Below are 25,895 nucleotides of genomic sequence, written 5' to 3' on the forward strand. Positions count from 1 at the left end.
AAGCGTAGCGCCAGGGTATGACCCTTATGTTACAGCGCGTCCAGGAACCGTTCCAGGCAGCGGTCGGACCACACGCCGTTGCGTCCATGAAAGCCGACATGTCCACCCGACCGGCTGATGGCCGGGACCAGACAGGGATGGCGATCCCATGGAAAACCGGTATAGGCGTCGGGCGGTATCCAGGGGTCGTCCAGCGCATGTACCAGAAGCGTGGGCACCCGGATGCGCGGCAGGAAGGCCAGGCCGGAATTGACGGCATAATATTCCGCCGCCCCGGACCAGCCGTTCCACGGGGCCACGACCTTGTCGTCGAAATCCCACAGGTCGCGGGCGGCCATCGCCGCATCGGCCCAGCGCGCACCCAGCCGGGCACGATTGTCACGCATGTCCCGCTTCATCTGGCCCAGCAGGCGGCTATGGTACAGCCGGTTACCGCGCGCGCAGAACAGCCGGCTGCCGGCCGCCAGATCGATCGGCGCGGATATGGCAGCCCCGGCCCGAACGGTTGTGGGGAAATCCCCCTCACCCAGGAACTTCAGCACGCAATTGCCGCCCAGCGACCAGCCGACCACGATGACGCCCCGTGCCGTCAGTGCCGATGGCAAGTCAGCCAGCACCGCCCGCAGGTCCGCCGACCGGCCGGCGTGATAGCGCTGCCGGCAGGTGGCTGCGGATGGCCCCGCGCCACGCAGGTTCAGGCGCAGCACGCCATGGCCACGGTCCAGCAAAATCCGCGCCGTAGCCCGCATGTAATAGCTGTCCTGACTGCCCGTCAGCCCATGCAGCAGGACCGCCAGAGGTTGTTCGGATGCCGACGCTTTATCCGGCATGTCGAGTGCGCCCAGCAGGATATCCCCGCTGCCATCCCGCATCGTGAAGCGCATTTCGCGGGCAGGCGGCAGCAGCACCTTTGGATCGACCAGCGTGTTCCGCATGGTTTGAAGGTGCGCGCCATACCACGGGAAACGCGGTCTGAAGTATGGAAAATCAATAACTTGCGGCAGGTTTCCGCAGTCAGTCATGAGCCAGGAAATTCCGCACGGCCGTCACCTGGTCATCCGCCAGCAAGGCCGGGGCATGCCCGGCGTCCGGCACCAGATAGAGGGAGGCGCGCGGCCCTTCCTTCGTCATGCGCTCCGCCGTGTCGGCCAGCAGCAGATCGGACTGTGCGCCCCGCACGACCAGCACCGGCTGACGGATGGCGGCCCAGACCGGCCACAGGTCGACATCGGTGACGGCACTGTTCTTGAATATGCGGGCGATATCGGGATCATAGGCCAGCCGGAAGCCGCCGCCGGGCTGCGCATCGCTGCTGGTTTCGGCCATGCGGCGCCATTGGGCGTCCGTCAGCGCGCCGAACCCGGCATAATGGCTGCGGAAATAGGCCTCCACCCCGTCCATGTCGGCGAAGAACGGGTCCTGGCCGACATAATCGCCGATCCGTTCCAACGCCTGGCGCGGAATGAAGGGGCCGACATCATTGATGACCAGGCGACCGATCGGGCTGTTCGGCTGTGCCGCCAGCATCATGCCGATCAGCCCCCCCATGGAGGTGCCGACCCAGTCAACCTGCTCCGTATCCAGCCGGGCCAGCAGCACGGCCATGTCGGCCAGATATTGCGGGTAGCCGTAATTGTCGGGGTTGGCCAGCCGGCCGCTGCCGCCGCGTCCGACAATGTCGGGACAGACCACCCGTGCCCCCAGCCTGTCAGCCAGATCGGCTGCCAATATGTCGAAATCCCGCCCGTTGCGCGTCAGGCCATGCACGCAGACGATGGTACGCGCGCCGGTTCCCCATTCACGATAGGCGATGCGGTGGAACCCGGTCGCCGACAGTCCCTGGCAGGATTTATCGACAAAGCTGGTCATTCTCGGGCGGTCTCCGGCTGGCATGCGGGCGACCTGCTTAGCATGCGGAACCGGGGGACCGGAACCCGGAAACAGCCGGGCCAGCCGCCGGGCACCGCATCATTCCGCTTCCAACGCGGCATAGGTGCCACGATAATAGAGGAGCGGTGTGCCGGCGCGGCTGGCAAAGCGCAGGACGCGCCCCACGATGATCATATGGTCGCCGCCTTCATGGACGGCATGGCGGGCGCAATCCATGACCGCCAGGGCGCCGGGCACGATGGGCGCCCCGCTTTCCCAGCGTTCGGCCGGCATCCCGTTCCAGCGGCCTTCCGACGGGCCGGAGGCAAAATTCCGCGACACTGCCTGCTGTTCGGCGCCCAGAATGGCCAGGGAGAAGCCACCGGACAACAGAAAGGCGGCAAGGCTTTCAGACCTGTTGTCCAGGCAGAACAGGACCAGCGGCGGGTCCAGCGACACGGACGTGAAGGAATTGATTGTCAGGCCGACATCATGCCCGCCCGGCCCCGTCGCAGCCGCCACGCAGACGCCGGTGGCAAAGCAGCCCAATGTGTCGCGGAAGGCGCGCTGATCGAAGGTCATGCTCTGGTCGGCTCCTTTCGGCTGGCGTCATGGACGGTTACCCGACCCCGTTCCGCCACGCAAGGCCGGAGGTCACGGGTCTGCGACCAAAGGCGTGGCGATTGCCGGTTTGCGGGGGGGCACCGCACTTGCTACAGTGCGGGCTTCTGACGGCGGATCGGACTGGCATCGTGGCAGGCGGCGAAGAAAAAGCCCCCATCATCATCAAGAAGATCAACAAGGGCGGTGAAGGGCACCATGGCGGCGCCTGGAAGGTGGCCTATGCCGACTTCGTGACCGCGATGATGGCCTTCTTCCTGCTGCTCTGGCTGCTGAACGTCACGACGGCCGAGCAGAAGATGGGTATCGCCGATTATTTCAGCCCGGCCAGCGCATCCAAGCAGACCAGCGGGTCCGGCGGCATCCTGGGCGGGCAGACCATCCGCGTCGATGGCGCCATGGTCAATGCCAGCAGCCCGCCCGGCATCACGGTTCCCACCCCCACCATGCCGGCCGCCGCCAATTCCCAGGAACAGACAGACGACAGCCAGGACAGTTCCAGCGGCCGGCCGACCGAACAGGACGTGACGGGCAAGGGTGCGGGCGAGCGCGAAGGCGGATGGACACGCGGCGACGTGGTCAATGGCCTGGCCGTTCTGGAACGCAATGGCGGCACGCAGGAGGCCGACCGCAACGGCGACGGCAAGGTTGACGAGGCCGAACTGCGCAATGCGCTGGCCCGTCATGAGGAACAGCAGTTCGCCCAGGCGGAGGCGGAGCTGCGCCAGGCCATCCAGCAGATCCCCGAACTGCGCGACCTGGCACAGAACCTGATCATCGACAAGACGCCGGAAGGCCTGCGCATCCAGCTTGTCGACCAGGAAGGCTATTCCATGTTCCCGTCGGGCAGCGCGCGCATGCTGCCGCAGACGGCCCAACTGATGTCGCAGGTGGCGCAGGCCGTGGCCAAGCTGCCCAACAAGCTGTCGATCAGCGGCCATACCGACAGCATTCCCTTCAGTGCCGGCGCTTCCTATACCAATTGGGAATTGTCGACCGACCGCGCCAATGCCACGCGCCGCGCGCTGGAAGCCACGGGAATTGCCGACAACCGGTTTGAAACCGTGGTGGGCAAGGCGGACCGCGATCACCTGTTCAAGGATGATCCGAACTCCCCGCGCAACCGCCGCATTTCGATCGTGCTGCTGCGGGAAAACCCGCTGCTGGCCTCCCCGCCGGCCGGCGGTGGCGGCCCTGCCGGCGGTGATGCACCGGCATCCGCGCCCACCCCGCCTTCCCGCACGCCACCCGGCGTCCTGCCCGCTCCCTCCACGCTGAGCACCACGCGCTAGCTTCTGTTCGGTTCAGCCGTTCGCACCGCACCCATCGCCGGCGGATGGGTCCCTTTTGCGGCAACCGCGCCACAGCCGGCAGACCGCAGCGCCAAGGAACCGAATTACCCACAGAATTGCATCACGGCCCCCCTGTTCAAACCTTTACGATCTGTTAGTCTCTTTTGTGCGGATGCGAAACGAAACCGCCGTCGGCACCGCCCTCGACGACGGATCGCATGGCACGAAGGGCGCAGGGGGCTCTGTTGAGCGGGTCTGGAAAAGGTGTTGACGACCTGTTGTCGTCCTATGATGCCAACGGTTTCTATGACGAGCTGTTCGGCACGGCCAGTCATCCGGCATTGCATACCGAGGCGGTGAAGGACCGGCTTCGACAACTTGACTATGACGACCTGCGGCGGCGCGCTTCCGATGCGGAACGCGAGCTTTACAATCTGGGCATCACCTTCCTGGTGTATAGTGATGCCAAGGCCGTCGACCGCATCCTGCCGTTCGACGTGATTCCGCGCATCATCTCCGCCCCGGAATGGACGCATCTGGAAAAGGGCGTGCAGCAGCGCATCGCGGCGCTGAACATGTTCCTGCACGACATCTATCACGACCAGAAGGTGCTGAAGGACAAGATCATACCGGCGGAACTGGTATTGGGGAACGCCAACTACCGGCCGCAGATGCAGGGCATCACCCTGCCCTTCAAGACCTATATCCAGATCATGGGCGTGGATCTGGTGCGTGATCATGACGGCACCTTCCGGGTGCTGGAGGATAATGGACGGGTGCCGTCCGGCGTGTCCTATGTGGTGGAAAACCGCCATATGATGCAGCGCGCCTTCCCCGATCTGATGGGCGATATCGGCATCCGCAGCGTCGATAATTATGGCGCCAAGCTGCTGGAGGCGATGTGCGAGATCGCACCGCAACGGCCGGAGGGGGACAATACCGAGCCCCAGGTCGTGCTGCTGTCGCCAGGTGCCTATAATTCCGCCTATTTCGAGCATATCTTCCTGGCACGCGAGATGGGCGTGCCGCTGGTGGAAGGCCGGGACCTGACCGTGCTGGACGACAAGGTCTATATGAAGACCACCGGCGGGCTGCGCCGCGTCGACAGTATTTATCGCCGTATCGGTGATGATTTCCTGGACCCCCTGGCGTTCAATCCCGACAGCCTTCTGGGTGTGCCCGGCATTTTCGAGGCCTACCGCAAGGGGAATGTGGCATTGGCCAACGCCATCGGAACGGGTGTGGCCGATGACAAGGCGGTCTATGCCTATGTGCCGCGCCTGATCAAATATTACCTGGGGGAGGAGGCCATCATCCCCAATGTGGAAACCCATATCTGCCGTGAACCGGACGCCCTGAAATACACGCTGGACAATCTGGACAAGCTGGTTGTCAAGCCCGTGGGCGAGGCTGGCGGCTATGGCATCACCATCGGCCCCCGTGCCAGCCAGGCCGAACTGGATGATTGCCGCGCCAAGCTGCTGGACGACCCCGCCAATTACATCAGCCAGCCCATGATCCCGCTGTCGGTCTGCCCCACCCTGACCGAGGAAGGGATCGGGCCGCGGCATGTGGACCTGCGTCCCTTCGCCATCACGGCAAGGAACACCTGGGTGCTGCCGGGCGGGCTGACGCGCGTCGCGCTGAAGAAGGGGACGCTGATCGTGAATTCAAGCCAGGGCGGCGGATCGAAGGATACCTGGGTGCTGACCGAAGGCCCGGTGGAGGAACCGCCGCCGCCCGATGCCAGCATCGATCCCTTCCAGTCGCAATCACAGTCCCAGACCCAGAGCCAGTAAGGGGAGAAACGGACATGACAGCCCTTCTCGCCCGCTATGCCGAATGCATCTTCTGGATGGCCCGCTATATGGAGCGGGCCGAGAATCTGGCCCGTATCCTGGACGTACACGAAACCTTTGCCCGCGACAGCTTCGGCGCGACCAACTGGCTGCCCATCCTTCGCCTGAACGCCGACGAGAAGCGGTTCTTCGAATTCTATCCCGTGGCGTCGGTCAAGAATGTCCTGAACTTCTATGTGCTGGATCAGCAGAACCCGACATCGATCGTCGCAGCTGTTTGTGCAGCGCGGGAGAATGCGCGGCAGTTGCGCCCCCTGATCAGCACGGAGATGTGGACGCAGATCAACGTCTTCTACAACCGTCTGCTGGCCTGGAGCCCGGCTGATCTGGCCCAGCACAATATCCAGCGCCTGTGCAACTACATCAAGGAGGCCTGCCAGACCCATACGGGCATCACGGAAGGAACATTCTTCCGGGATCAGGGCTGGCATTTCTACAATCTGGGCCGCAATCTTGAACGGGCCGACCAGACGACACGCCTGCTGGACATCAAGTATCACACGCTGCTGCCCAGCCCGCGTGACGTGGGCACCCCCATCGATATCAGCCAGTGGAACAGCCTGTTGCGCTCCGCCGCCGGTTACCACGCCTTCCGCCGTGTCTATCCGCGGGGCATGACGCCCGCCGCCGTGGCCGGCTTCCTGCTGTTCAATGACAATTTCCCGCGCTCCGTCCAGGTTTGTGTGCGGGAAGTGGACAGCCTGCTGACCCGGCTGAACAGCAAGTACCGGCTGCGCCGCGGCACCCTGCCGCTGGAACGGTCGGATGAGTTGCGCGGCGACCTCACCAACCAGACCATCGATGCCGTCATCGCCCAAGGGCTGCACGAATATCTGGACGGGCTGCAGATAAATTTCGGCAAATTGTCGAACGATATCGCACAGGCCTTTTTCATGGTGGACCAAAACGGTAGCCTGTCTGCCTGAAACCAGATCGGCTGAAAGGCCCCATGAGCGTCATCCCGCCCCTGCACCGACCGCTGCAACAGTTCTTCCGGTCCGGACCCATGCCCTGCCCCTATCTTTTGGGCCGGGTGGAACGAAAGCTGTTCACACGTCTTGTCGGCCCGCAGGCGGCGGAGGTGAATTCCGCCCTGTCACGCGCCGGGTTCCGGCGCAGTCACGACATCGTCTACCGCCCCGTCTGCCCCGGCTGCTCGGCCTGCGTGCCGGTGCGGGTGCCGGTGGGCCGGTTCACACCCAACCGCACCCACCGCCGCGTGCTGCGCGCGAATGAGGATCTGTCGCTGGATCTGGTGGCCACGCCGTCCAATATGGAACAGTTCCAGCTTTTCGCCGCCTATCAGGATGCACGGCACAGCGACAGCGACATGAACCGCATGACCCCCGGCGATTTCGCGTCGATGGTCGATGAAGGGCGGGTCAACACCTTCATGGCCGAATTGCGGGACGCGGATGGGATCCTGCGCGGGGCCATGCTGGTCGACCGGCTGGATGACGGCTATTCCGCCGTCTACAGCTTCTATGATCCGGATTTCCCCCAGCGCAGCCTGGGCACACACCTGATCCTGGCCATGATCGAGCGGTGCCGGCAGGAGCGGCTGCCCTATCTCTATCTGGGCTACTGGATCGAAGGCAGCCGCAAGATGGCCTACAAGGCCCGCTTCCAGCCGCTGGAGGCCCTGGGCCGGGACGGCTGGATTCCCCTTCCCACCCCGCGGATGGCGGAGTTCTGATCTCCCCCGGACGCCCAGGCGCTACAGACGGCCTTCGCGCAGCAGTTCGACCGCATGGCCGGCTGCGCGCGCCGTCAGCGCCATGTAGGTCAGGGACGGGTTCTGTGTGCCGCTGGATGCCATGCATGCCCCATCGGTGACGAACAGGTTCGCCACCTCATGCGCCTGATTCCAGGCGTTCAGGACGGAACTGGCCGGATCGCGGCCCATGCGCGCCGTTCCCATCTCGTGGGTCTTGGACCCGACGGGCATGTCGAACCGGGCACCGGCCGTCACATCCTCGCAGCCACCGGCGGTCAGGATCGCTGCCGCCTCCTCCCGGCCGCGCGCGATCATGGCCTTTTCATTGGCGCGCAGGGTGCAATCCAGATGTGCCAGGGGGATGCCCCAGCGGTCGACCTTGGTGGGATGCAGGGTCAGGCGGTTGTCGGGATGGGGCAGCATTTCCCCGAACATGTCGATGCGGATGGTCCAGGGACCATATTCCAGCGCCGCCTGCTTGGCCGCCTTCCCGATGCCGGGCCGCAATCCCGCCGCATCCAGCGGCCGGCCGCGGTTCGCCGATCCCTGGAAGCCGAAGCCGCGGATGAACCCGTCACCGGGACGCTGGCTGTCCGTGCGGTAATTGGGGATATAGATATCGTTGGGCCGGCGGCCATAGGGGTAACGGTCCAGCAGCCCGGGCACCCGCCCGGCGGCCCACGCCCCGCCGACATGGTCCATCAGATGGCGGCCCAGCGCGTCCGATCCGTTGGCCAGCCCTCGTGGGTGGGCGTCACTGCGGGAATTCAGCAGGATATGGGCAGACCCGATGGCGGACGCGCACAGAAAGACCAGCCGGCCGCGATGGATGGTTGCTTCCAGGCTGCCGGCATTGATCACGCGCACGCCCACCACACGACCCGTGGCCGGATCGACCTCCAGGCTGTGGCAGATGGCGTCGGTCATCACGGTCAGGTTGCCGGTGTTGCGCGCTGCTGGCAGCGTGGCGGAAAGGCTGGAGAAATAGGCACCGTAGGAGCAGCCGCGGCTGCAATGCGACCGGGCCTGGCAGGGTCCGCGGCCCAGCGCCTGCTGTTCAACGGTGGGGGCGGTCAGGTTCGCCGTGCGTCCCATGATCATGGGTACGTCCGGCATGGCACGCTTCAGCGCGGCCGCCACCTGCCTTTCGGCACAGTTCATCTCGAACGGCGGCTGGAACACCCCGTCGGGGACGGCATCCAACCCATCCGCCGATCCGGCAATACCCGCGAACCGTTCCACGTGATCATACCAGGGTGCCAGATCGCCATAACGGATGGGCCAGTCCACCCCATGTCCGTCGCGGGCATTCGCCGTGAAATCCGCCTCGCCCCAACGATAGGATTGCCGCCACCAGGTCAGTGACCGGCCTCCAAGCTGATAGCCCCGTGTCCACATGAAGGGCCGGTCATCGGGATAGGAGAAGGGATAGGTCTGTGTGTCGGCAAAGAACTGCAGATGCTGCATCCGGTAGATCCAGTCACCCTTGTCCTTCATATATTGCCAACCCTGGCCGGCATAGGATTCCGGAACCAGATTGCGGAACTCGATCTCCCATGGGGCCTCGAAATCCGTATAGTCGGGCCCCGCATGTTCCACCTGCCGGCCCCGTTCGATGACCAGGGTCTTCAGCCCCTTCTCGCACAGTTCCTTGGCCGCCCAGCCGCCCGTAATGCCGGACCCGACGACGATGGCATCCCAATCCATCAGCGATGCTCCTCCACCAGCCGCCGATAGTCGGCCTGTGACAGGTCGCCGTGATAGGCGCCGGGCACGGCGACATAATCGGGGTCTGCCCCCTGCGAGGTGAAATAGGCGTAATAGACAAGCTGTTTCAGCCGGCGGTAGGGCTGTGTCGCCGGCAGCGCATCTGCCGCAAAGGCGGCATGGTCGATACCAGCCAGCAGGGTGGCGCGGCCGGCGGCCGGGCGCGACAGAAAGCCGTCCGCTCCTGCCTGCCGGTCAATCCCGGCCAGCGCGGCCCGGAACTGGGCCTGTGTCGCCGGCGACGCCCAATCCAGCATCAATGCATCCATCACCCCATGCACATTGGCAGCCCTGGCACCAGGTGTGCCGGTGGGCGGGATCATGATATCCGCCAGTTCGGCCAACAGGGCCATCTCCGGGCCGGTGAAAAATCGGCCGGCCGCACCATCCGGCACCTGCGTGCCGTCATAGGCGCCGGCCGGCACCGCCGCCAGCAGCAAGGAACCGCCAACCAGACGGATGGCACCGGCCAGGGCCTCTCGCCGGTTCATCATCGGCTCCCGCCCTCAAGCGGAAGGATCCGGATGGAACGGAAGCGCATGGCACCCTGGCCGGGCAGCAGGACGATCGGACCGCTTTCCGGCAGGTTCAGTGCCGCCCGGTCCTCAGCAACCAGCAGCGAACCGTTGAGCCAATGTTCGATCCGGTCACCGGTGACACAGATGCGCACCCGGTTCCAGTGGCCCACAGGCTTCATGGCCGGCTTGTCCGGGTTGGGGTCTGTCAGGTTCCTGGCTGCAATCCGGCCATCCATGCTGCCGCTGGCCGTCATCCCCTGCCCGGCCGGCCCCTGCGCCAGGCGGTAGGTGGCGCCATCCAGATAGAGGATGCCGCCTGCCGCTCCTTCTTCCTCGGCTGCGACGTCCATTTCCAGTTCGAAGGCTGCCAAGCCTTGTGTAGCGATGAGGGGTGCCGATGTGGCATCCCGCCGGATCGTTCCGTCATCAATCCACCAGCCACCGGGCGACCATCCCACCCAGCCGGCTTTGTCCGTGCCATTCCAAAGCAGGCGCCAGCCCAAGGCATGGCGTTCGGCCGTCAGATGGTTGGCGATGTGATCCTGTTCATCGCGCGCATCGACCGGACTGGCGAAACGGGCAGGATCATCGGTGATCACGCGGATATCGCGGAACCGCACCTCCATCCCTTCATTGGCCGGGTCCGGCCCCACATCATGCACCTGGAGGCCGAAAAAGCCGCGGGCGGTCAAGTCATCGACCAGATTGGCCGCCGGCTTCCCGTTCAGCCAGGTGCGGATGCGCGGACCGATCGCCTCCACCCGCAGGTGGTTCCAGCCGCCGGGACGGAACGTGGCCTGCGTTTCCGGCCGATGGGCCGGGCTGGCCAGCCACAGGCGCCGTTCCTCATCATAGATGCCCCCGGTCCAGCGACGGTCGGAGGGGTCGATCTCAACCTGATAGCCATGGACCACGCCGTCGCGATAATCCGGCCGGCTTTCGGACCGGATCATCACACCTGTGTTCAGACGCGGATCGGTCTTCACATCGAATTCCAGGATGAAATCACCGAAAGTTTCCCGTGTCGTCAGGAAACTGTTCTTCGACGCGGCCACCGACCGGCCGACGATCTCTCCGCCTTCCAGCGTGAAGGGCGCGTGCCCGCCCAGCGTTTTCCAACCGGGCAGGCCGCCATCGGCCGCCGGTCGATCCGGGATCAGGCGGCGCCAGGGCGGCGGCGGCGGCGCGGCCCGCACCGGCATGAAGGGCAAGCCCAAGGATCCGGCCATGAAACCAAGCGCCGTGCGACGTGACAACGTGCAGCGTGACAGCGGCATCGCCATCTGTACCCTCCCGATCCTGTTCGTGCCGGGCTTGTCATTGGAGAAGGCGCCCGGTTATCTGACAACCTTGTCATATATCATCGGTGCAAGCCGGGGAAGACCAATCATGCAGTGAATGGTCAGAACCCGATGGGGATACGCAAAGAAACACCGACGCACGCTGCTCAAGCAGGGCCGTCCACACATGGTATCAGGTGTCGTCGTCCATCACTTCCTTCACCTTGCCGGCCAACTGCTTGAGACTGAACGGCTTCGGCAGGAACTCCACCGCCTCGCCACCGCCGACGGCGCTGCGGAACCGTTCCTCCGCATAGCCGGAGATGAAGATCACCTTCACATCGGGCATGAATTCCCTTACGGCGCGGATCATGGCTGGCCCGTCCAGTTGCGGCATCACGACATCGGTGATGATCAGGTCCACGGCCGGCCGGTCCGGTGCGCGCAGGATTTCCAACGCTGCCTCCCCGCTCTTGGCTTCCACCACCTCGTACCCTTTGTTGCGCAGGGCGCGGGCGGAGAAGATGCGCACCGCGTCCTCATCCTCCACCAGCAGGATGCGGCCCACGCCGGTCAGGTCGGCGGCCCCCTTCTCTCCCCGTTCCGGCGCGGGGGGGCTTCCTCCCTCCTCCCGGTGGCGTGGCAGATAGATGGAGAATTTCGCCCCGTCGCCGGGCGCGCTGTCTACAAAGATGAAGCCGCCGGTCTGGCGCACGATGCCATAGACGGTCGAAAGGCCCAGCCCTGTGCCGGAGCCCAGTTCCTTGGTGGAAAAGAAGGGCTCGAAGATGCGTTGCAGGTTTTCCTGGGGGATTCCGATGCCGGTATCGATAACCTCGATCACGACATAATCGCCTGCGGGCAATGTTTCCGTGGCCCGTTGTACCGGGGCGGCGACCGGCAGGTTGGACGTGACGATGGTCAGTTTCCCCCCCGTCTCGACCATCGCATCACGCGCATTGACGCAGAGATTGATGATCACCTGCTCCAACTGTCCCTGATCCACCTTGACCAGGCCCAGGTCGCGCCCATGCATCATGCGCAGTTCGATATTCTCGCCGATCAGGCGCCGCAGCAGGTTCGACAGTTCGGCCAACACGTCGGTGACAGACAATATGCGCGGCTGCAATGTCTGCTGACGTGAAAAGGCCAGAAGCTGGCGGACGAGATTGGCGGCCCGATTGGCATTCTGCTTGATCTGCATGATATCGGTGAAGGAATGGTCCCCCGGCTTGTGCCGCAGCAGCAGCAGATCGCAAAAGCCGATCATGGCGGTCAGCAGATTGTTGAAATCATGGGCGACGCCACCCGCCAGCTGGCCGATCGCCTGCATCTTCTGCGATTGGACGAACTGTGCCTCCAGGTTTTTCTGGTTGGTCATGTCCACCAGATAAAGGATCAGTTCGGGCCCCGCCACGCCGTCCAGCCGCCGGGCATAAAGATGCACGATGGGGCCGGGACTGCCCCGCAGCGCCACCTCGTGCGGGGCGGGGGCTACCCCGCCATCATGCATGATGGCGGCCAGACGCTGTTGCACAACAGATCGCTGATCACGCCGGAACAGATTGATGACCGGCCGGCCCTGGGCATCGGCCATGACCATGCCGGCCAGGGCCAGCACCGTGTCGTTGCATTCCAACAGCCGGTATTCGGCATCGACCAGGGCGATACCCATGGGCGCATAATCGAAAAACCGCTGGAAGCGCGCCTCCATCGCCGCCAGCGCGGCATTCAGGCAATCGGTATCCACGGCCGGCAGGGGGGAAGGCGGCGCCACCTCTTCCGCCCCTGCCGACATGGTCGGCGCCGGCTGCGCCGGCGGGGCCTCCACCACCTGCCAAAGCATGTAGCCGGGGCATCCGTCCAGCGGCTGTACAAAAAGGCGGCGACGCCGCTCGCCCGGGAAGGTGATATCCACCTGTCCGCCCTGCCCGCGCTCTGCCGCGGCCTGCAACCGTTTGATCTCCAGCGGCGCCAGCCCGCCGCCCGCCGCGGCACCCAGGGCATCCAGCGGCAATTGCCGGCCGGGTGTGGCAAGGTCCCGGAAAGCGGGATTGTACAGGACGCCCCGGCCGTCGGGCCCCAACAGCAGCGACGGTACCGGCGATGCCTCCAGCGTGCGGGCCAGCAGGTGGCGGCGCCACTCGGTCTCGCCGCTGCGGGCCGCCACCGCCCGGATCAAAAACAGGGCGCCGAAGGCCAGCACCCCACCGGCCAGCCAGACCACCAGGCCTCCGCGCAGGCCCGCCGCCCATTCGGCCGGCGGCGGGCCGTCCAGCCGGGCCAGATAGAACATGGCCGCCAACGCCACCGCGACCAGCGCCCCCAGCCCCAGGGCGGCAACGCGGGCCGTCGGATTCAGGCCGGACAGGGAAACGGGTGTGCTTTTGCGCATGGGCATTCGACCGGTGTCGGAAGATGTTGACGGATCGGGCGGGATCAGCGCGACAGGGGACGCCGCTTCATCTTGAACACATAGGAGATGATCTCGGCGACGGCCTTGTAATGGTCGGGCGGAATTTCCTCGTTCACTTCCGCCGAGGCGTATAGCGCGCGGGCCAGGGCGGGGTTGGCGATCAGCGGCACGTCATTCTCCTCCGCCACCTCACGGATACGCTGCGCCAGATGGTCGACACCCTTGGCGACGACGGTTGGCGCGCCCATGCTGGCCTGATCATATTTCAGGGCCACAGCATAATGGGTGGGGTTGGTGACCACCACATCGGCCGACGGGATGTTGCCCATCATGTTGTTGCGCGCACGCTCCATGCGCAATTGCCGGATCTTGCCCTTGATCAGCGGGTCGCCTTCGGCCTGTTTGAACTCGTCCTTGATCTCCTGCTTGGTCATGCGCATCTGCTTCATGAAAGCATAGCGCTGATAGACATAGTCGGCACCGGCGAGCGTCAGCAGCACCAGCAGGACGGCGAAGATGACCTTGGCCGCCAGTATCTGGGTCTCTGAAACGATGTCAATGATGGCCATGGCGATGAAATGATCGACCGATTGCCAAAGCGGCCGCAACATGATGTAGACGACAATCCCGACGATAATCAGCTTTGCCAGCGACTTCAGAAACTCCACAAGGTTTTTCATGGAGAATTTCTGTTTCAGCGCCGAAAGCGGGTTCAAACGGTTCAGGTCGAACTTGAACACCTTCTCCGTCGTCACCAGAAATCCAACCTGCACCACCGACGCCATGACGGCGGCAATCAGCAGGATCACCAGCGGCACGACCATCGAAACCAGAACCGAGGTTACCAGATCGATCAGCACAACCCCCAGCGCCCCACCATCCATCAGGATGGCGTGCGGCTGTTCGATGAAGGGCGTGATGGAAAGGCTGATGCGCCCGAAGGACCAGGGCAGAACCAGCAGGATCAGCACCAGTGCGGCGCTCAGCACGAATAGATGGTTGAATTCCTGGGATTTGGGAACCTGGCCCTTGTCGCGCGCCTCCTGCAGGCGTTTGCCGGTAGGTTCTTCTGTTTTACTGTCTTCATCCTGATCCTCGGCCATGCGCTCCCTCCCCTGCTCACGGCTGCAGGATGTTGATGAGCTGACCCTCGAACCGGTTCAGCCAATAGGTCATCAGGGCCGTCAGGCTGAGCCCCAGCAACAGCAGCCCCAGCACGATCTGGATGGGGATGCCGACGAAAAACACCTGGATCTGCGGCACCAGCCGCGCAATCAGGCCCAGCCCCAGATAGAACAGCAGACCGATCACCACAAAGGGTGCCGCCAACTGCATCCCGACCAGGAAACTGTCGCCAAGAACGCGGGCCAGATGCTGGGCGGCGTCCCCCAGGGGCAGCCATTCCCCCGGTCGGAACAGGCTGTAACTGTCCACCACGGCCAGCAGCAGCAGATGATGCAAATCCGTGGCGAAGATCAGCATCAGCGCCAGCATGGACAGCACGGCCGATACGGCATTGCCCGCGCCCGACATGGCGGGATTGAAAGACTGGGCCGCCGACAGGCCCACCTGATTGGCGATCAGCATGCCCGCCGTCTCAAGCGCGGCCATCATGAACCGGGCGATCGTGCCCAGGAAGATGCCGATCAATGCCTCTGCGATGACCAGCAGCGCCAGGTCACCCGGCCGGGATGGGGCCGCCGGCATGTCGGGCAGCATCAGCGGCATCAAAATGAAGGAAATCAGCAACGCCAGCAGCAACCGGATGCGCGGCGACACGAACTGTTCGCCATAGCCTGGCATGATCAGAAACGCCGAGCCGACGCGCACGAAGATCATCAGAAACACATAGACGGAACCGCCGAGAAGGGCGTCCAGCGACATCAGCCGCCATCCCCTTCAGGCCCGGTGCCCAGCGCCACGATACGGTCCATGATCCGCTCGGTGAAGCTTTGCAGATGCCCGTTCATGAAGGGCAACAGGAAAACCATGGCCGTGAACAGGATCAAAATCTTCGGCACGAAGGTCAGCGTCTGTTCCTGAAGCTGGGTCAGCGCCTGGAACAATGAGATGACAAGCCCCACCACCAGCGCGATCAGCATCAGGGGCATGCTGACGATGATCGTGGTGAAAAGCGCGTCGCGCACAATTTCGATGGCCTCGGCCTCGTTCATGATGGACGGTCCGGCTCGTCACATCGGCATGCGCAGAATTTCCTGATAGGCAGAGATCACCTTGTCGCGCACGCTGACCACGGCCTGCAGGGTCACCTCCGCGTTGGTGACGGCATTGACGACATCGGCCAGATCCGCCTTGCCAACAACGCCTTTTGCGGTCATCTCCTCACCGGTGCGCATGGTCTGCACCGACTGGGAAACCGCCTCTTCCAGCATGTCGCCAAAGGACGGTCCGTCGGTCGGCGCCGCGGCGCGCCCGCCGGGAACATTGAGCCCGCGCGTGGCCGCGTTGGTATAGGCGGCGGCGGCGTTGCTGAACGGGATGGCCATGGTTCGTCTCTCTCCACATCAAAACCGGGCGGTGGAACGGATCAGTTCGACCGCAAAAGATCCACAGTGCGCATGATCATCTGCCGGGTGGCTTCCAGCGTGTTCAGGTTCGCCTCGTAGGAACGCTGCGCCTCGCGCATGTCCATGCTTTCAACCAGCGAGCTGACATTGGGCAGCAGCACATAGCCGTCGGCATCGGCGCTCGGATGGCCGGGGTCGTAGCGGCGCTGGAAATCGCTGCGATCCACATCGATCTTGCGCACCTTCACCAGATCGGTATCCAATTCACGGTCCAGGACATTCTGGAACATCACGACCTTGCGGCGATAGGGAAGGTCGCCTGGAGAAGGGGCGGTGGAATTGGCGTTCGCCAGATTTTCGGCGATGACGCGCAGGCGCGTGCCCTGCACCTTCATGCCCGCGGCCGATGCCGCCATCGAATTCAACAGATCCATTCCCGCTCTCCCTCACACCCACAACTGCCCCAGCCGGGGACGCCATCATCAGCGCGGCGCCGCCAGCGCCGTCTTCAGCATGGCAACCTGCTTGCGGTAAAGATTCGTCACCGTCTGATATTCCATCGAGTTCTGACCGACTTTCATGAGCTGTTCCTCCAGCACCACGGCATTGCCGCCAGGCGCGGTCTCATAGGGGCTGCGCTCCTTGCCGTCCTGGAAACCGGACTTCACCGGCAGGGTGCCGGACATATGCCCCGAACCCGAACCCGCGACCTGCATCTGCGAGGCGACGCGAAGCTGCTTCTTGAAATCGAACTCGACCAGATCGCTTGGGCGGTAGTTGGGCGTGTCGGCGTTGGAGACGTTCTGGGCCAGAACCTCCTGCCGCTGGTTGTGCCAGGCCATCTTGTCCGACATCAGGCGGAACAATCCGCTGTCCTTCAGATCCATGGCATATCCTTTCCATTCCCGAACAAGCCGCCGACCGGCAGTTTCCGCCGCCGGCAAAGACAAGAGAAGCAATTTCCGCGCCATTTTCGGCAATATCCCCGCGCCGGGCGGGGAATTCATGTCCCGCCTTGTGCGGGACGGGGTTTGCCGGACCGGGACGCCAAGCCGGCAAACTCTTCGTCAGCATAGCGCATCGTCGGCCCGGATATAAGGTGATTTTATCGCCGGGGCCGGCTGCACAGGCTTCAATGATCTGCTAAGCTGCTTTTCGTCGCAAGGGTGGTTTCGTGGCCGGAACGGGTGCCACGATCCCCTGTCACCGGCGGCACCGATCCAGGATTGTGATGCGTTGAGCCCGATGAGCGATACCCCGCCGACGCCCGCCCGCCGACAGGTGGCCGTGGCCCTGCGCCACGAGCAGGGGGATCCCTCCCTGCCCCGCGTCGTGGCCAGCGGCAAGGGGGCCGTGGCCGAACAGATCCTGGAACTGGCCTTTGCCCATGGGGTGAAGGTGCGCACCGATGCCGACCTGGCGGAAATCCTTGCCGCCATCGACGTGGACAGCGAAATTCCGATTGAAGCCATCGCCGCCGTGGCGGAAATCCTTGCCTATGTCTATCGTGCCAACGGCACCTATACTGCTGAAGATGTTGGCAGGCACGACAGCGCCGCCACATCCGATGCCAGTACCCCTGATGTGACCACAGACGAGCCGCCCGCGTCATGACAGAGCCCACCATTCCCGCCCGGCCCGATGCTGCCGATGTCGCCCAGACACTGGACAGCCTGCTGGAACTGCTCGCCCGGGGTGAGGAGGCACTGGCCAAGGGCGAGATGGTCGACCTCGCCGGGCTGGAGCGCGAGGTGAAGCCCATTCTGGAAGCCGCCACATCACTGCCCCCCCCGGACGCCAGGAGCCTTCTGGATCGGCTGGAGGCGGTGAGCGGCGCGCTGGACAAGGTGGCGGCAACGCTGGAGCGGGTGCATGGCGACAAGCTGGGCGGACGGGAGACCCATGCGACCCGCATCCGTGCCGCCCAGGCCTATCGCACGCCCAAGGATTATTGAATGGACGCCACGCAATATCTGCGCCTGTTCATGGCGTTGGGCCTGGTCCTGGCGCTGATCGGGATCTGCGGCCTGTTGCTGCGCCGCTATGGCCCTGCCGCAGGGTTGACAGCCAGGCGCAAGGGCGACCGCCGGCTGGGTATCGTGGAGGTGCTGACGCTCGATGCCCGCCGGCGTCTTGTGCTGGTGCGCCGTGACGGGGTGGAGCATCTGCTGTTGCTGGGCCATGGCGAGGACAGGGTGGTGGAAACCGGCATCGCGCCGCCATCCGCCACCCCTCACGATTTCAAGGCGGTGCTGGGCCGCCAGGACATGACGGACACAACCCCATGACGGGCAGGCCGATCCTCCCCCTTATCCGCCGCGTTGGTCTGCCGGCCGGGCTGCTGCTGGCCCTTGTCGCCGCACCGGCCCTGGCACAGAGCTTCTCCCTGGACCTGGGTGATGAAGGGCCCAGCAGCACGGGCCGCATCGTGCAGTTCGTGGCGCTGCTGACGGTACTGTCACTGGCGCCCAGCATCCTGATCATGATGACCTGCTTCGTGCGCATCATCATCGTGCTGAGCTTTCTGCGGTCGGCGTTGGGCACCATGCAGGTGCCGCCGAACCAGGTGATGGTCAGTCTGGCCATGTTCCTGACCTTCTTCATCATGGCCCCCACCCTGCAGACCGCCTACGATGTCGGGGTGCGCCCGTTGATCAATGAGGAGATCGACGAGGTCACGGCCTTCCGCCGCACGGCGGAGCCGTTCCACGCCTTCATGATGCGCCATGTGCGCGAGCGCGACCTTCAGCTTTTCATGGACATGTCCAAGACCCCGCCCGTGGCAGAGCCCAAGGACATACCGATCCATGTGCTGATCCCGTCCTTCATGCTGTCGGAACTGAAGCGGGCATTCGAGATCGGGTTCCTTGTCTTCGTGCCCTTCCTGGTCATCGACATGGTGGTGGCCAGCGTGTTGATGTCCATGGGCATGATGATGCTGCCGCCGGCGATGATCTCGCTGCCGTTCAAGCTGATCTTCTTCGTGCTGATCGACGGCTGGTACCTGATCGTCGGCAGTCTGGTGCAAAGCTTCGGCGAAGTGTAGCGCCGCGAAATGTAGCGCGGCCAGACCAGGCCCGTGGCGGCGGTTTTGCGCCGTCACGGGTCCCGCCGGCCTCAACCCTGGTTGTTGCGCCGCGCCATGAAGGCCAGCCGCTCGAACAGGTGAACATCCTGTTCATTCTTCAAAAGCGCGCCATGCAGGGGCGGGATCAGCTTCTTCGGGTCACGCTGGCGCAGCGTTTCCGGCGAAACATCCTCCACCAGAAGCAGGCGGATCCAGTCCAGCAGTTCCGACGTGCTGGGCTTCTTTTTCAGCCCCGGCACCTCACGCACCTCATAGAACAGGGTCAGCGCATCGCGCAGCAATTCCGCCTTCAGGTCGGGGAAATGCACCTCCACGATGCGGGTCATCGTGTCGGCGTCGGGGAAGCGGATATAGTGGAAGAAGCAGCGGCGCAGGAAGGCGTCGGGCAGTTCCTTCTCATTGTTCGAGGTGATGATGACGACGGGCCGCCTGGCCGCCTTGATGGTCTCCCCCGTCTCATAGACGAAGAACTCCATGCGGTCCAATTCCTGCAGCAGGTCGTTGGGGAATTCGATATCCGCCTTGTCGATCTCATCGATCAGCAGGACGGGCGGTTCTTCCGCCTCGAACGCCGTCCAAAGGGGGCCCTTACGGATGTAATTGCGGATATCCTTGACGCGCGGGTCACCCAACTGGCTGTCGCGCAGCCGGCTGACGGCATCATATTCGTAAAGGCCCTGCTGGGCCTTGGTCGTCGATTTCACGTGCCAGGCCAACAGCGGACGGCCCAGGGCCCGGGCCACCTCCTGTGCCAGCACGGTCTTGCCCGTGCCGGGCTCGCCCTTCACCAGCAGGGGCCTTTGCAGTGTGATGGCCGCGTTGACGGCGACACGAAGATCATCCGTGGCGACGTAATCCTGGGTGCCTTCGAAACGGGTCATTGGGAATACCTGTCAGGGAGGTTTGACGATACCGGCGTAAACGGACCGGCGGTTCGGCAGGCCAGGGCACAGCGCGCCCCGCCTTGCCTTGCCGCCTTGACGGGTGTCACCCCGCCAGGGCCGCTTCCACCGCCGCGATGGCATCATTGGCCCTGGCGCCATCGGGGCCACCGGCCTGGGCCATGTCGGGGCGGCCACCGCCGCCCTTGCCACCCAGGGCCGCCGCCGCCACCCGGACCAGATCAACGGCGCTGGCCTTGGAAACCGCATCCTCCGTCACGCCGACCACGACGGATGCCTTGCCGTCGGCCACGGCGATGGCCACGACCACGCCGCTGCCCACCTGCTTCTTCAATTCATCGGCGAAGGGCTTCAGATCCTTGGCCGGCAGGTCATTGACCACCCGGCCGATGAAACCAAGGCCGCCAACCTGCCTGATCTCTGCGGCCCCACCGGAACCGCCGCCGCCAAGCGCGACCTGGCGGCGCAGGTCGGCCAACTCCTTCTCCATCCTGCGGCGTTCATCCAGCAGGCTGGTGACCTTGGCCACCACTTCCCCCGCCGGAACCTTCAGGGCCTGGGCGGTATCCAGCAGGCGCCCCTCCTGCTGTTCCAGATAGGCCAGCGCCCCCGCCCCGGTCAGCGCCTCGATCCGGCGGATGCCGGCGGCAACCGCCCCTTCCGACACGATCTTGAACAGGCCGATATCGCCCGTGCGGCGGACATGGGTGCCGCCGCACAGTTCGACGGAAAACTCCTTGTTCCCCCCCTCATCGGCACCACCCATCGAGACGACACGGACCTCTTCGCCATATTTCTCCCCGAACAGGGCCATGGCACCGACGGCAATGGCGGCATCGGGCGTCATCAGGCGGGTCGTGACCTCGCTGTTGCCGCGGATGCGGCTGTTGACCGCCTCTTCCACGGCCGACATGTCGCCGGCCGCCAGCGGTGTCGGCTGGGAGATATCGAAGCGCAGACGATCGGCACTGACCAGCGACCCCTTCTGCGTGACGTGGTCGCCCAGACGGCGGCGCAGCGCCTCATGCAGCAGGTGGGTGGCGCTGTGGTTGGCGCGAATGGCCGAACGGCGTGTGCCGTCCACCTTCAATTCCACATTGTCGCCTACGGCCAACGTGCCCTTGGTAACGGTGCCGACATGGGCGAAGACCGCACCCAGCTTCTTCTGCACGTCGCGCACAGTCACTTCCGCGCCCTTGGCCGATATCAGCAGGCCGGCATCACCAACCTGGCCGCCACTTTCGCCATAGAAGGGGGTCTGGTTGACAACGACAAGCACCTCGGTGCCCTCGCCGACGCTGGTCAGCCGGTTGCCGGCCATGTCCAGGATGGCGGTGACGGCCCCTTCGGCCGCCTCGGTGTCATAGCCGAGGAACTCCGTGGCACCCAGTTCATCCTTCAGTTCGAACCAGACGCTCTCCGTCGCGGCCTCCCCCGAACCGGCCCAGGCGGCGCGAGCCTTGCGGCGCTGCTCCTCCATCGCCGCCTTGAACCCGTCCACATCGACGGGCCGGTTGCGGGTGCGCAACACGTCCTGCGTCAGGTCCAGCGGGAAACCATAGGTATCGTAAAGCGTGAAGGCGACATTGCCGGGCAACGCCTCCCCCCTGGCCAGACCACCCTCTGCCTCGTCCAGCAGCTTCAGCCCGCGATCCAGCGTCTGCTTGAAGCGGGTTTCCTCCAGGCGCAGGGTCTCGGTGATCAGGGCCTGGGCTCGCACCAGTTCCGCGTAATGGCCGCCCATCTCGCGCACCAGGGCCGGGACCAGACGGTACATCACGGGTTCCTTGGCGCCCAGCATGTGCGCATGCCGCATCGCGCGACGCATAATGCGACGCAGGACGTAACCACGCCCTTCATTCGACGGCATGACGCCGTCGGCAATCAGGAAGGAGCAGGAGCGCAGATGGTCGGCAATCACGCGGTGCGAGGTCGCATGCGGCCCCCGCAGGCTGGCGCCCGTGGCTTCCGCCGATGCCTCCAGCAGGCCCTTGAACAGGTCGATATCGTAATTATCATGCACGCCCTGCAGTACGGCGGCCAGACGTTCCATCCCCATGCCGGTGTCGATACTGGGCTTGGGCAGGGGCACGCGCTGGTACCCGCCATCCTTGGCAGGGAACTGCTCGTACTGCATGAAGACTAGGTTCCAGATCTCGATGAAGCGGTCGCCATCCTGATCCGGGCTGCCCGGCGGCCCACCGGGAATATGCGCCCCATGGTCATAGAATATTTCCGAGCAGGGGCCGCAGGGACCCGTATCGCCCATCATCCAGAAATTGTCGGACGTGGGGATACGGATGATGCGATCGTCCGGCAGGCCGGCGATCTTCTTCCACAGGCCGAACGCCTCGTCATCATCATGGAAGACGGTGGTCGTCAGCTTGGACGCCGGGATGCCGAATTCCTTGGTGATCAGGTTCCAGGCCAGTTCGATGGCATCAGCCTTGAAATAATCACCGAAGGAGAAATTGCCCAGCATCTCGAAGAAGGTGTGATGGCGGGCCGTGAAGCCGACATTGTCCAGGTCGTTGTGCTTGCCACCGGCGCGCACACATTTTTGCGAGGTGGTCGCGCGGGTATAGGGTCGTGGCTCCTGCCCCGTGAAGACGTTCTTGAACTGCACCATGCCGGCATTCGTGAACATCAGCGTCGGGTCATTGCGCGGCACCAGCGGCGAGCTGTCGACAATGGCGTGGCCATTCTTCCCGAAATAATCGAGGAACGTGGAACGGATTTCGTTGACGGTCTTCTTGGACATGGGATGACGACCTGACTGCTGCATTGAACGCGACATGGGGTACGGGTTGTACCGTGGCAAGCGGCGGCCTGTCCATGCCCGCTTGGGGCTGGGGGGTCATGCCCGCTTGGGGCCGGGGTTCAGGCCGGCACCGTGTCCGGTCAGCGCGTGCAACCCCCTCTGATGATGGTCACGGGCCGGACAGCAAAACGGGGAAGGCAAGCGCCTCCCCCATCTTCGCATGCAGCGCCCCCGTGCGGGGAACGCCCGTCCATCAATCCGGGCTGGAAGCGTCGCCATCGGTCTCCGGCGTGCCCATCATGGCACCGGCCACGATGCCGGCATTGGACCGGATCTTCTGTTCGATGCTGTCGGCCACGGCCGGATTGGTGCGCAGGAAGGTCTTGGCGTTCTCCCGCCCCTGGCCGATCCGCTGCCCATCGTAGGAGAACCAGGAGCCCGACTTGTCAACGACACCGGCCTGGATGCCGAGGTCGAGCAGTTCACCCACCTTGGACACGCCCTCGCCATACATGATGTCGAACTCCACGACGCGGAAGGGTGGCGCCATCTTGTTCTTCACCACCTTCACACGGGTCTGGTTGCCCGTCACCGTGTCCCTGTCCTTGATGGAGCCGATGCGGCGGATATCCAGGCGGACGGAGGCATAGAATTTCAGCGCATTACCGCCCGTGGTCGTCTCCGGATTGCCGAACATCACGCCGATCTTCAACCGGATCTGGTTGATGAAGATGACGAGGCAGCGCGACTTGGAGATGGAACTGGTCAGCTTGCGCAGGGCCTGACTCATCAACCGGGCGTGCAGGCCGACATGGCTGTCGCCCATCTCCCCTTCCAGTTCGGCGCGTGGCACCAGGGCCGCGACGGAATCGACCACCAGCACGTCGATCGCCCCGGAGCGCACCAGCGTGTCCGCGATCTCCAGCGCCTGTTCGCCGGCATCGGGCTGGGAGATCAGCAATTCATCCACATCCACGCCCAGCTTGCGGGCATAGGAGGGGTCCAGCGCATGTTCGGCATCCACGAAGGCGCAGACGCCGCCATTCTTCTGGGCCTGGGCGATGGCATGCAGCGCCAGCGTCGTCTTGCCCGAGCTCTCGGGCCCGTAGATTTCGATGATGCGGCCCCGGGGGAAGCCGCCGATGCCCAGCGCGATGTCGAGGCCCAGGGAGCCCGTGGACACCACCTCCGTCTCGGAGATGGCCTCCTTGGCGCCGAGCTTCATGATCGAGCCCTTGCCGAACGCGCGTTCGATCTGACCCAGCGCGGCATCGAGAGCTTTTTGTTTGTCCATGGGTGTTTCAACCAGACGGAGTGGAGCTGCCGACATATCTGTCCCCTTCCTTCTCGCACGGATAGGCATGCGCGTTCAACTGCACCTGTTGTACCTTTTTTGTTCTCGCCCGCCAAGTGCTAATGTTCCCATTACGTTCACATTCGTCGCCTGTTCAGCCATGGCAATGGCGTGCGGATGCGCGGATGGTGCAAAGGACAGGAGTGTTCGTGGCGGAAATCGCCTATGCTGTCCTGTCCGCATCCTGCCTGCCGGTCCATCCATGCCGATCGCCGTGGGGAATCACCCCGCCCGACCATTGCCCTGTGCCGTTCTGGCCCTGTTGCTGCTGGCACTGCCGGCCCCGGCGCAGGACCCCGGCGCGGCGCGCCTGCCGCCAGCTGCCACCCCCGCCATGGAGCAGGAGGTGATCGTGACCGGCCGCCGCGATGGCGAGCCTGATTTCCAGGAACAGCAGGAATATCACGACCATGAATATCGCCGTCTGAAGCAGGTCTATGATCCCGATCCGCTGCCGCCCATCCGCGGCGACCGGCTGGTCCGCATGCCGGAGGCCATCAGCAGCACGGTGCAGGGCAAGCCGACCCTGACGGAGAAACAATGGTGAGAACCGGTTCATCGACAGCACCCGCCGCCCCCCTTCTGGCGCGACAGGCCATGGAGGCCGCCGCCCGCGGCGATGCACACGCCGCGCTGGCCCTTTGGCAACGGGTGCTGGCGGCGGCACCCGACCATCCCGGCGCATTGCTGAGCCTGGGTGATGCAGCCCGCCGGGATGGCGACGAGGTGACCGCCCTGCGGATGCTGTCACAGGCGGTCAGCGTTGCCCCCAACCTTCTGCCCGCCCGCTGCGCGCTGGCCAACCTGTTGCTGCATACGGGGAACGAGGCCGAGGCCGGCCCGCATCTGGAGACCGCGCAGCGCCTGGGCCCAGACCAGGCCTATGTCTGGCGTGATACGGGCCTGTTCCGGCGCGTCACGGGCGATCCGGCCGGCGCGCTGGAGGCATTCGAGCGCTGTCTGGCACTGGCCCCCGGCGACACATCAGCCGCCCTGGGCCGATCGCTTGCCTTGCTGCGGCTGGGCCGATGGGCGGAGGGATTTGCCAGCTACCGGCACCGCTGGTCGGTTTCTGCCCGGCCGCCCCGGCACCAGTCCATCCCGGCCTGGCAGGGCGAGCCGGCGGCCGGTCGGCGCATCCTGGTATGGGATGAACAGGGGGCCGGCGACACCATCATGTGCGCGCGCCTGACCCGCCCGCTGATCGACGCGGGGGCGGATGTGGTGCTGGAGGTACCGCCCGCCCTGGCGCCCCTGTTCGCTGACGGGCACCATGGCCGCATGCTGGTGCGTGGAGAGCCCCCCCCGCCCGTGGATTTCCAGGTGCCGCTGCTGGACCTGCCGGGATTGCTTGGCCTGACCCCGCAGACCATTCCCTGGACCGGCCCGTATCTGGCTGCCGATCCGGACCGCGTCGCGGCATGGGCGCCGCATCTGCCCCGCCGCCCCGGCCGGCCGCGCATCGGGTTCAGTTGGGCCGGCAATCCCGCCCATCCGGGCGACCGCTGGCGTACACCGGGGCTGGCGCCGCTTCTGGCGCTGCTGGCCTGCCAGGGGGCCGACTGGTACGCGATGCAGGTGGCCGCCGGCCATGCCGAACTGGCCGCCGCCGCGCTGCCCGGTTCCGTCACCGATCTGGCGCCCCGGATCACGGGCTGGACCGACAGCGCCGCCATTCTGCCCCATCTGGATCTGCTGATCACGCCCGACAGCGCCCTGGCGCATCTGGCCGGCGCGATGGGCCGGCCCGTCTGGACCCTGATCGCGACCGACACGGACTGGCGGTGGCTGGAGAAGTCGGCGAAGACGCCCTGGTATCCTTCCATGCGCCTGTTCCGCCAGCAGCGCTGCGGCGATTGGGCCGGCCTGATCACCCGGCTGCGGGCCGCCCTGCCCGTGACGGCTTGACAGCGGCCGGGACCA

General features: G+C 64.7%; 27 protein-coding genes. 11 read left to right on the top strand and 16 right to left on the bottom strand.

All coding sequences use genetic code 11. The annotated features are described in order from the left end of the window. Positions 1 to 29: 29 nt before the first annotated feature. From ACM9LZ_RS15630 to ACM9LZ_RS15640, 3 genes are all read right to left on the bottom strand, one after another. Positions 30 to 935: a YheT family hydrolase gene (locus ACM9LZ_RS15630; protein WP_416620425.1), complete on the bottom strand. Its 906-nt coding sequence runs from the start codon at positions 933 to 935 to the stop codon at positions 30 to 32. A 79-nt stretch (positions 936 to 1,014) separates the two neighbouring features. Continuing rightward, positions 1,015 to 1,869, bottom strand: coding sequence for an alpha/beta fold hydrolase (locus tag ACM9LZ_RS15635; RefSeq protein WP_416620426.1), 855 nt, complete (start codon positions 1,867 to 1,869; stop codon positions 1,015 to 1,017). Positions 1,870 to 1,968: 99 nt separating this feature from the next. Then, the gene (locus tag ACM9LZ_RS15640; RefSeq protein WP_416620427.1) at positions 1,969 to 2,451 is read right to left on the bottom strand and encodes a flavin reductase family protein; all 483 of its coding nucleotides are present in this window, start codon (positions 2,449 to 2,451) and stop codon (positions 1,969 to 1,971) included. Positions 2,452 to 2,618: 167 nt separating this feature from the next. On the opposite strand from ACM9LZ_RS15640, the gene ACM9LZ_RS15645 reads away from it, so the two are divergent. From ACM9LZ_RS15645 to ACM9LZ_RS15660, 4 genes are all read left to right on the top strand, one after another. Continuing rightward, on the top strand, positions 2,619 to 3,782 hold the full coding sequence (locus ACM9LZ_RS15645; RefSeq protein WP_416620469.1) for a flagellar motor protein MotB: 1,164 nt from the start codon (positions 2,619 to 2,621) through the stop codon (positions 3,780 to 3,782). 245 nt (positions 3,783 to 4,027) lie between these two features. Then, the gene (locus ACM9LZ_RS15650; RefSeq protein WP_445376512.1) at positions 4,028 to 5,581 is read left to right on the top strand and encodes a circularly permuted type 2 ATP-grasp protein; all 1,554 of its coding nucleotides are present in this window, start codon (positions 4,028 to 4,030) and stop codon (positions 5,579 to 5,581) included. A gap of 14 nt (positions 5,582 to 5,595) precedes the next feature. Beyond that, a complete protein-coding gene (locus ACM9LZ_RS15655; RefSeq protein WP_416620428.1) occupies positions 5,596 to 6,567 on the top strand; it encodes an alpha-E domain-containing protein in 972 nt (323 codons plus the stop codon). A 23-nt stretch (positions 6,568 to 6,590) separates the two neighbouring features. Beyond that, entirely contained in the window at positions 6,591 to 7,337 is a 747-nt protein-coding gene (locus tag ACM9LZ_RS15660) for an arginyltransferase (RefSeq protein WP_416620429.1), read from the top strand. Positions 7,338 to 7,358: 21 nt separating this feature from the next. Here ACM9LZ_RS15660 and ACM9LZ_RS15665 read toward each other — a convergent pair whose 3' ends face one another. From ACM9LZ_RS15665 to ACM9LZ_RS15675, 3 genes are read right to left on the bottom strand one after another with little or no spacing between them, the layout of a single operon-like run. Beyond that, positions 7,359 to 9,065 carry a GMC oxidoreductase gene (locus tag ACM9LZ_RS15665; protein ID WP_416620430.1) on the bottom strand — a complete coding sequence of 569 codons (1,707 nt, stop codon included), beginning with the start codon at positions 9,063 to 9,065 and terminating at the stop codon, positions 7,359 to 7,361. Then, positions 9,065 to 9,619 (bottom strand): gluconate 2-dehydrogenase subunit 3 family protein, encoded by a 555-nt coding sequence (locus tag ACM9LZ_RS15670; RefSeq protein WP_416620431.1) that lies wholly within the window; start codon positions 9,617 to 9,619, stop codon positions 9,065 to 9,067. Before ACM9LZ_RS15670 ends, ACM9LZ_RS15665 begins: the two co-directional genes overlap by 1 nt. Beyond that, positions 9,616 to 10,845, bottom strand: coding sequence for a 3-keto-disaccharide hydrolase (locus ACM9LZ_RS15675; RefSeq protein WP_416620471.1), 1,230 nt, complete (start codon positions 10,843 to 10,845; stop codon positions 9,616 to 9,618). Before ACM9LZ_RS15675 ends, ACM9LZ_RS15670 begins: the two co-directional genes overlap by 4 nt. On the opposite strand from ACM9LZ_RS15675, the gene ACM9LZ_RS15680 reads away from it, so the two are divergent. Beyond that, the gene (locus ACM9LZ_RS15680) at positions 10,844 to 11,041 is read left to right on the top strand and encodes a hypothetical protein (protein WP_416620432.1); all 198 of its coding nucleotides are present in this window, start codon (positions 10,844 to 10,846) and stop codon (positions 11,039 to 11,041) included. The genes ACM9LZ_RS15675 and ACM9LZ_RS15680 overlap by 2 nt on opposite strands. Positions 11,042 to 11,116: 75 nt before the next feature. Here the strand turns inward: ACM9LZ_RS15680 and ACM9LZ_RS15685 are convergent, their stop codons facing one another. From ACM9LZ_RS15685 to flgB, 7 genes are read right to left on the bottom strand one after another with little or no spacing between them, the layout of a single operon-like run. Continuing rightward, the gene (locus ACM9LZ_RS15685; protein WP_416620433.1) at positions 11,117 to 13,318 is read right to left on the bottom strand and encodes an ATP-binding protein; all 2,202 of its coding nucleotides are present in this window, start codon (positions 13,316 to 13,318) and stop codon (positions 11,117 to 11,119) included. Between the two features lie 44 nt (positions 13,319 to 13,362). Then, positions 13,363 to 14,442, bottom strand: a complete 1,080-nt coding sequence (flhB, locus tag ACM9LZ_RS15690) for a flagellar biosynthesis protein FlhB (RefSeq protein ID WP_416620434.1) — start codon at positions 14,440 to 14,442, stop codon at positions 13,363 to 13,365. A gap of 16 nt (positions 14,443 to 14,458) precedes the next feature. Further along, complete coding sequence (fliR, locus tag ACM9LZ_RS15695) at positions 14,459 to 15,223, bottom strand: flagellar biosynthetic protein FliR (protein WP_416620435.1); 765 nt, start codon at positions 15,221 to 15,223, stop codon at positions 14,459 to 14,461. Beyond that, positions 15,223 to 15,513, bottom strand: a complete 291-nt coding sequence (gene fliQ, locus ACM9LZ_RS15700) for a flagellar biosynthesis protein FliQ (RefSeq protein WP_416620436.1) — start codon at positions 15,511 to 15,513, stop codon at positions 15,223 to 15,225. Before fliQ ends, fliR begins: the two co-directional genes overlap by 1 nt. Before the next feature lie 18 nt (positions 15,514 to 15,531). Next, positions 15,532 to 15,846 carry a flagellar hook-basal body complex protein FliE gene (fliE, locus tag ACM9LZ_RS15705; RefSeq protein WP_416620437.1) on the bottom strand — a complete coding sequence of 105 codons (315 nt, stop codon included), beginning with the start codon at positions 15,844 to 15,846 and terminating at the stop codon, positions 15,532 to 15,534. Positions 15,847 to 15,887: 41 nt separating this feature from the next. Further along, entirely contained in the window at positions 15,888 to 16,301 is a 414-nt protein-coding gene (flgC, locus tag ACM9LZ_RS15710) for a flagellar basal body rod protein FlgC (protein ID WP_416620438.1), read from the bottom strand. A 48-nt stretch (positions 16,302 to 16,349) separates the two neighbouring features. Then, positions 16,350 to 16,754 (bottom strand): flagellar basal body rod protein FlgB, encoded by a 405-nt coding sequence (flgB, locus tag ACM9LZ_RS15715; RefSeq protein ID WP_416620439.1) that lies wholly within the window; start codon positions 16,752 to 16,754, stop codon positions 16,350 to 16,352. A gap of 358 nt (positions 16,755 to 17,112) precedes the next feature. Here flgB and ACM9LZ_RS15720 point away from each other — a divergent pair, with 358 nt between their 5' ends. Genes ACM9LZ_RS15720 through fliP form a run of 4 tightly spaced genes read left to right on the top strand, consistent with a single transcriptional unit; the run spans position 17,113 to position 18,913 of the window. Further along, a complete protein-coding gene (locus ACM9LZ_RS15720; RefSeq protein ID WP_416620440.1) occupies positions 17,113 to 17,481 on the top strand; it encodes an EscU/YscU/HrcU family type III secretion system export apparatus switch protein in 369 nt (122 codons plus the stop codon). Further along, positions 17,478 to 17,822 (top strand): hypothetical protein, encoded by a 345-nt coding sequence (locus ACM9LZ_RS15725; RefSeq protein WP_416620441.1) that lies wholly within the window; start codon positions 17,478 to 17,480, stop codon positions 17,820 to 17,822. Before ACM9LZ_RS15720 ends, ACM9LZ_RS15725 begins: the two co-directional genes overlap by 4 nt. After that, positions 17,823 to 18,155: a flagellar biosynthetic protein FliO gene (locus ACM9LZ_RS15730; protein ID WP_416620442.1), complete on the top strand. Its 333-nt coding sequence runs from the start codon at positions 17,823 to 17,825 to the stop codon at positions 18,153 to 18,155. Beyond that, a complete protein-coding gene (gene fliP, locus ACM9LZ_RS15735) occupies positions 18,152 to 18,913 on the top strand; it encodes a flagellar type III secretion system pore protein FliP (RefSeq protein ID WP_416620443.1) in 762 nt (253 codons plus the stop codon). Before ACM9LZ_RS15730 ends, fliP begins: the two co-directional genes overlap by 4 nt. A 71-nt stretch (positions 18,914 to 18,984) precedes the next feature. Here the strand turns inward: fliP and ACM9LZ_RS15740 are convergent, their stop codons facing one another. The 3 genes from ACM9LZ_RS15740 to recA all read right to left on the bottom strand — a co-directional run bounded on the left by ACM9LZ_RS15740 (position 18,985) and on the right by recA (position 23,948). Continuing rightward, entirely contained in the window at positions 18,985 to 19,836 is an 852-nt protein-coding gene (locus ACM9LZ_RS15740) for an AAA family ATPase (protein WP_416620444.1), read from the bottom strand. Between the two features lie 106 nt (positions 19,837 to 19,942). Next, entirely contained in the window at positions 19,943 to 22,618 is a 2,676-nt protein-coding gene (gene alaS, locus ACM9LZ_RS15745; protein WP_416620445.1) for an alanine--tRNA ligase, read from the bottom strand. Positions 22,619 to 22,871: 253 nt separating this feature from the next. Continuing rightward, positions 22,872 to 23,948: a recombinase RecA gene (gene recA, locus ACM9LZ_RS15750; RefSeq protein ID WP_416620446.1), complete on the bottom strand. Its 1,077-nt coding sequence runs from the start codon at positions 23,946 to 23,948 to the stop codon at positions 22,872 to 22,874. 226 nt (positions 23,949 to 24,174) lie between these two features. Between recA and ACM9LZ_RS15755 the strand changes: the two genes are divergently transcribed. Both ACM9LZ_RS15755 and ACM9LZ_RS15760 read left to right on the top strand, forming a co-directional pair. After that, entirely contained in the window at positions 24,175 to 24,519 is a 345-nt protein-coding gene (locus ACM9LZ_RS15755) for a hypothetical protein (RefSeq protein WP_416620447.1), read from the top strand. Further along, complete coding sequence (locus ACM9LZ_RS15760; RefSeq protein ID WP_416620448.1) at positions 24,513 to 25,880, top strand: tetratricopeptide repeat protein; 1,368 nt, start codon at positions 24,513 to 24,515, stop codon at positions 25,878 to 25,880. The genes ACM9LZ_RS15755 and ACM9LZ_RS15760 overlap by 7 nt, the downstream gene beginning before the upstream one ends. The last annotated feature ends 15 nt before the right edge of the window (positions 25,881 to 25,895 follow it).

It is taken from the genome of Niveispirillum fermenti (assembly GCF_048066175.1).
In the GTDB taxonomy this organism is placed as follows: domain Bacteria; phylum Pseudomonadota; class Alphaproteobacteria; order Azospirillales; family Azospirillaceae; genus Niveispirillum; species Niveispirillum fermenti.

Bases quoted from the DNA above. Each gene is read 5' to 3' on its own strand.
- ACM9LZ_RS15670 (WP_416620431.1), bottom strand. From the start codon at position 9,619: ATGATGAACCGGCGAGAGGCCCTGGCCGGTGCCATCCGTCTGGTTGGC.
- ACM9LZ_RS15685 (WP_416620433.1), bottom strand. From the start codon at position 13,318: ATGCGCAAAAGCACACCCGTTTCCCTGTCCGGCCTGAATCCGACGGCC.
- ACM9LZ_RS15630 (WP_416620425.1), bottom strand. From the start codon at position 935: ATGCGGAACACGCTGGTCGATCCAAAGGTGCTGCTGCCGCCTGCCCGC.
- fliP (WP_416620443.1), top strand. From the start codon at position 18,152: ATGACGGGCAGGCCGATCCTCCCCCTTATCCGCCGCGTTGGTCTGCCG.
- ACM9LZ_RS15740 (WP_416620444.1), bottom strand. From the start codon at position 19,836: ATGACCCGTTTCGAAGGCACCCAGGATTACGTCGCCACGGATGATCTT.
- ACM9LZ_RS15720 (WP_416620440.1), top strand. From the start codon at position 17,113: ATGAGCGATACCCCGCCGACGCCCGCCCGCCGACAGGTGGCCGTGGCC.
- fliQ (WP_416620436.1), bottom strand. From the start codon at position 15,513: ATGAACGAGGCCGAGGCCATCGAAATTGTGCGCGACGCGCTTTTCACC.
- alaS (WP_416620445.1), bottom strand. From the start codon at position 22,618: ATGTCCAAGAAGACCGTCAACGAAATCCGTTCCACGTTCCTCGATTAT.
- flgC (WP_416620438.1), bottom strand. From the start codon at position 16,301: ATGGATCTGTTGAATTCGATGGCGGCATCGGCCGCGGGCATGAAGGTG.
- ACM9LZ_RS15755 (WP_416620447.1), top strand. From the start codon at position 24,175: ATGCCGATCGCCGTGGGGAATCACCCCGCCCGACCATTGCCCTGTGCC.
- flhB (WP_416620434.1), bottom strand. From the start codon at position 14,442: ATGGCCGAGGATCAGGATGAAGACAGTAAAACAGAAGAACCTACCGGC.
- fliE (WP_416620437.1), bottom strand. From the start codon at position 15,846: ATGGCCATCCCGTTCAGCAACGCCGCCGCCGCCTATACCAACGCGGCC.
- ACM9LZ_RS15665 (WP_416620430.1), bottom strand. From the start codon at position 9,065: ATGGATTGGGATGCCATCGTCGTCGGGTCCGGCATTACGGGCGGCTGG.
- ACM9LZ_RS15760 (WP_416620448.1), top strand. From the start codon at position 24,513: ATGGTGAGAACCGGTTCATCGACAGCACCCGCCGCCCCCCTTCTGGCG.
- flgB (WP_416620439.1), bottom strand. From the start codon at position 16,754: ATGGATCTGAAGGACAGCGGATTGTTCCGCCTGATGTCGGACAAGATG.
- recA (WP_416620446.1), bottom strand. From the start codon at position 23,948: ATGTCGGCAGCTCCACTCCGTCTGGTTGAAACACCCATGGACAAACAA.
- ACM9LZ_RS15675 (WP_416620471.1), bottom strand. From the start codon at position 10,845: ATGCCGGTGCGGGCCGCGCCGCCGCCGCCGCCCTGGCGCCGCCTGATC.
- ACM9LZ_RS15680 (WP_416620432.1), top strand. From the start codon at position 10,844: ATGAAGGGCAAGCCCAAGGATCCGGCCATGAAACCAAGCGCCGTGCGA.
- ACM9LZ_RS15730 (WP_416620442.1), top strand. From the start codon at position 17,823: ATGGACGCCACGCAATATCTGCGCCTGTTCATGGCGTTGGGCCTGGTC.
- ACM9LZ_RS15640 (WP_416620427.1), bottom strand. From the start codon at position 2,451: ATGACCTTCGATCAGCGCGCCTTCCGCGACACATTGGGCTGCTTTGCC.
- ACM9LZ_RS15725 (WP_416620441.1), top strand. From the start codon at position 17,478: ATGACAGAGCCCACCATTCCCGCCCGGCCCGATGCTGCCGATGTCGCC.
- ACM9LZ_RS15660 (WP_416620429.1), top strand. From the start codon at position 6,591: ATGAGCGTCATCCCGCCCCTGCACCGACCGCTGCAACAGTTCTTCCGG.
- ACM9LZ_RS15635 (WP_416620426.1), bottom strand. From the start codon at position 1,869: ATGACCAGCTTTGTCGATAAATCCTGCCAGGGACTGTCGGCGACCGGG.
- fliR (WP_416620435.1), bottom strand. From the start codon at position 15,223: ATGTCGCTGGACGCCCTTCTCGGCGGTTCCGTCTATGTGTTTCTGATG.
- ACM9LZ_RS15655 (WP_416620428.1), top strand. From the start codon at position 5,596: ATGACAGCCCTTCTCGCCCGCTATGCCGAATGCATCTTCTGGATGGCC.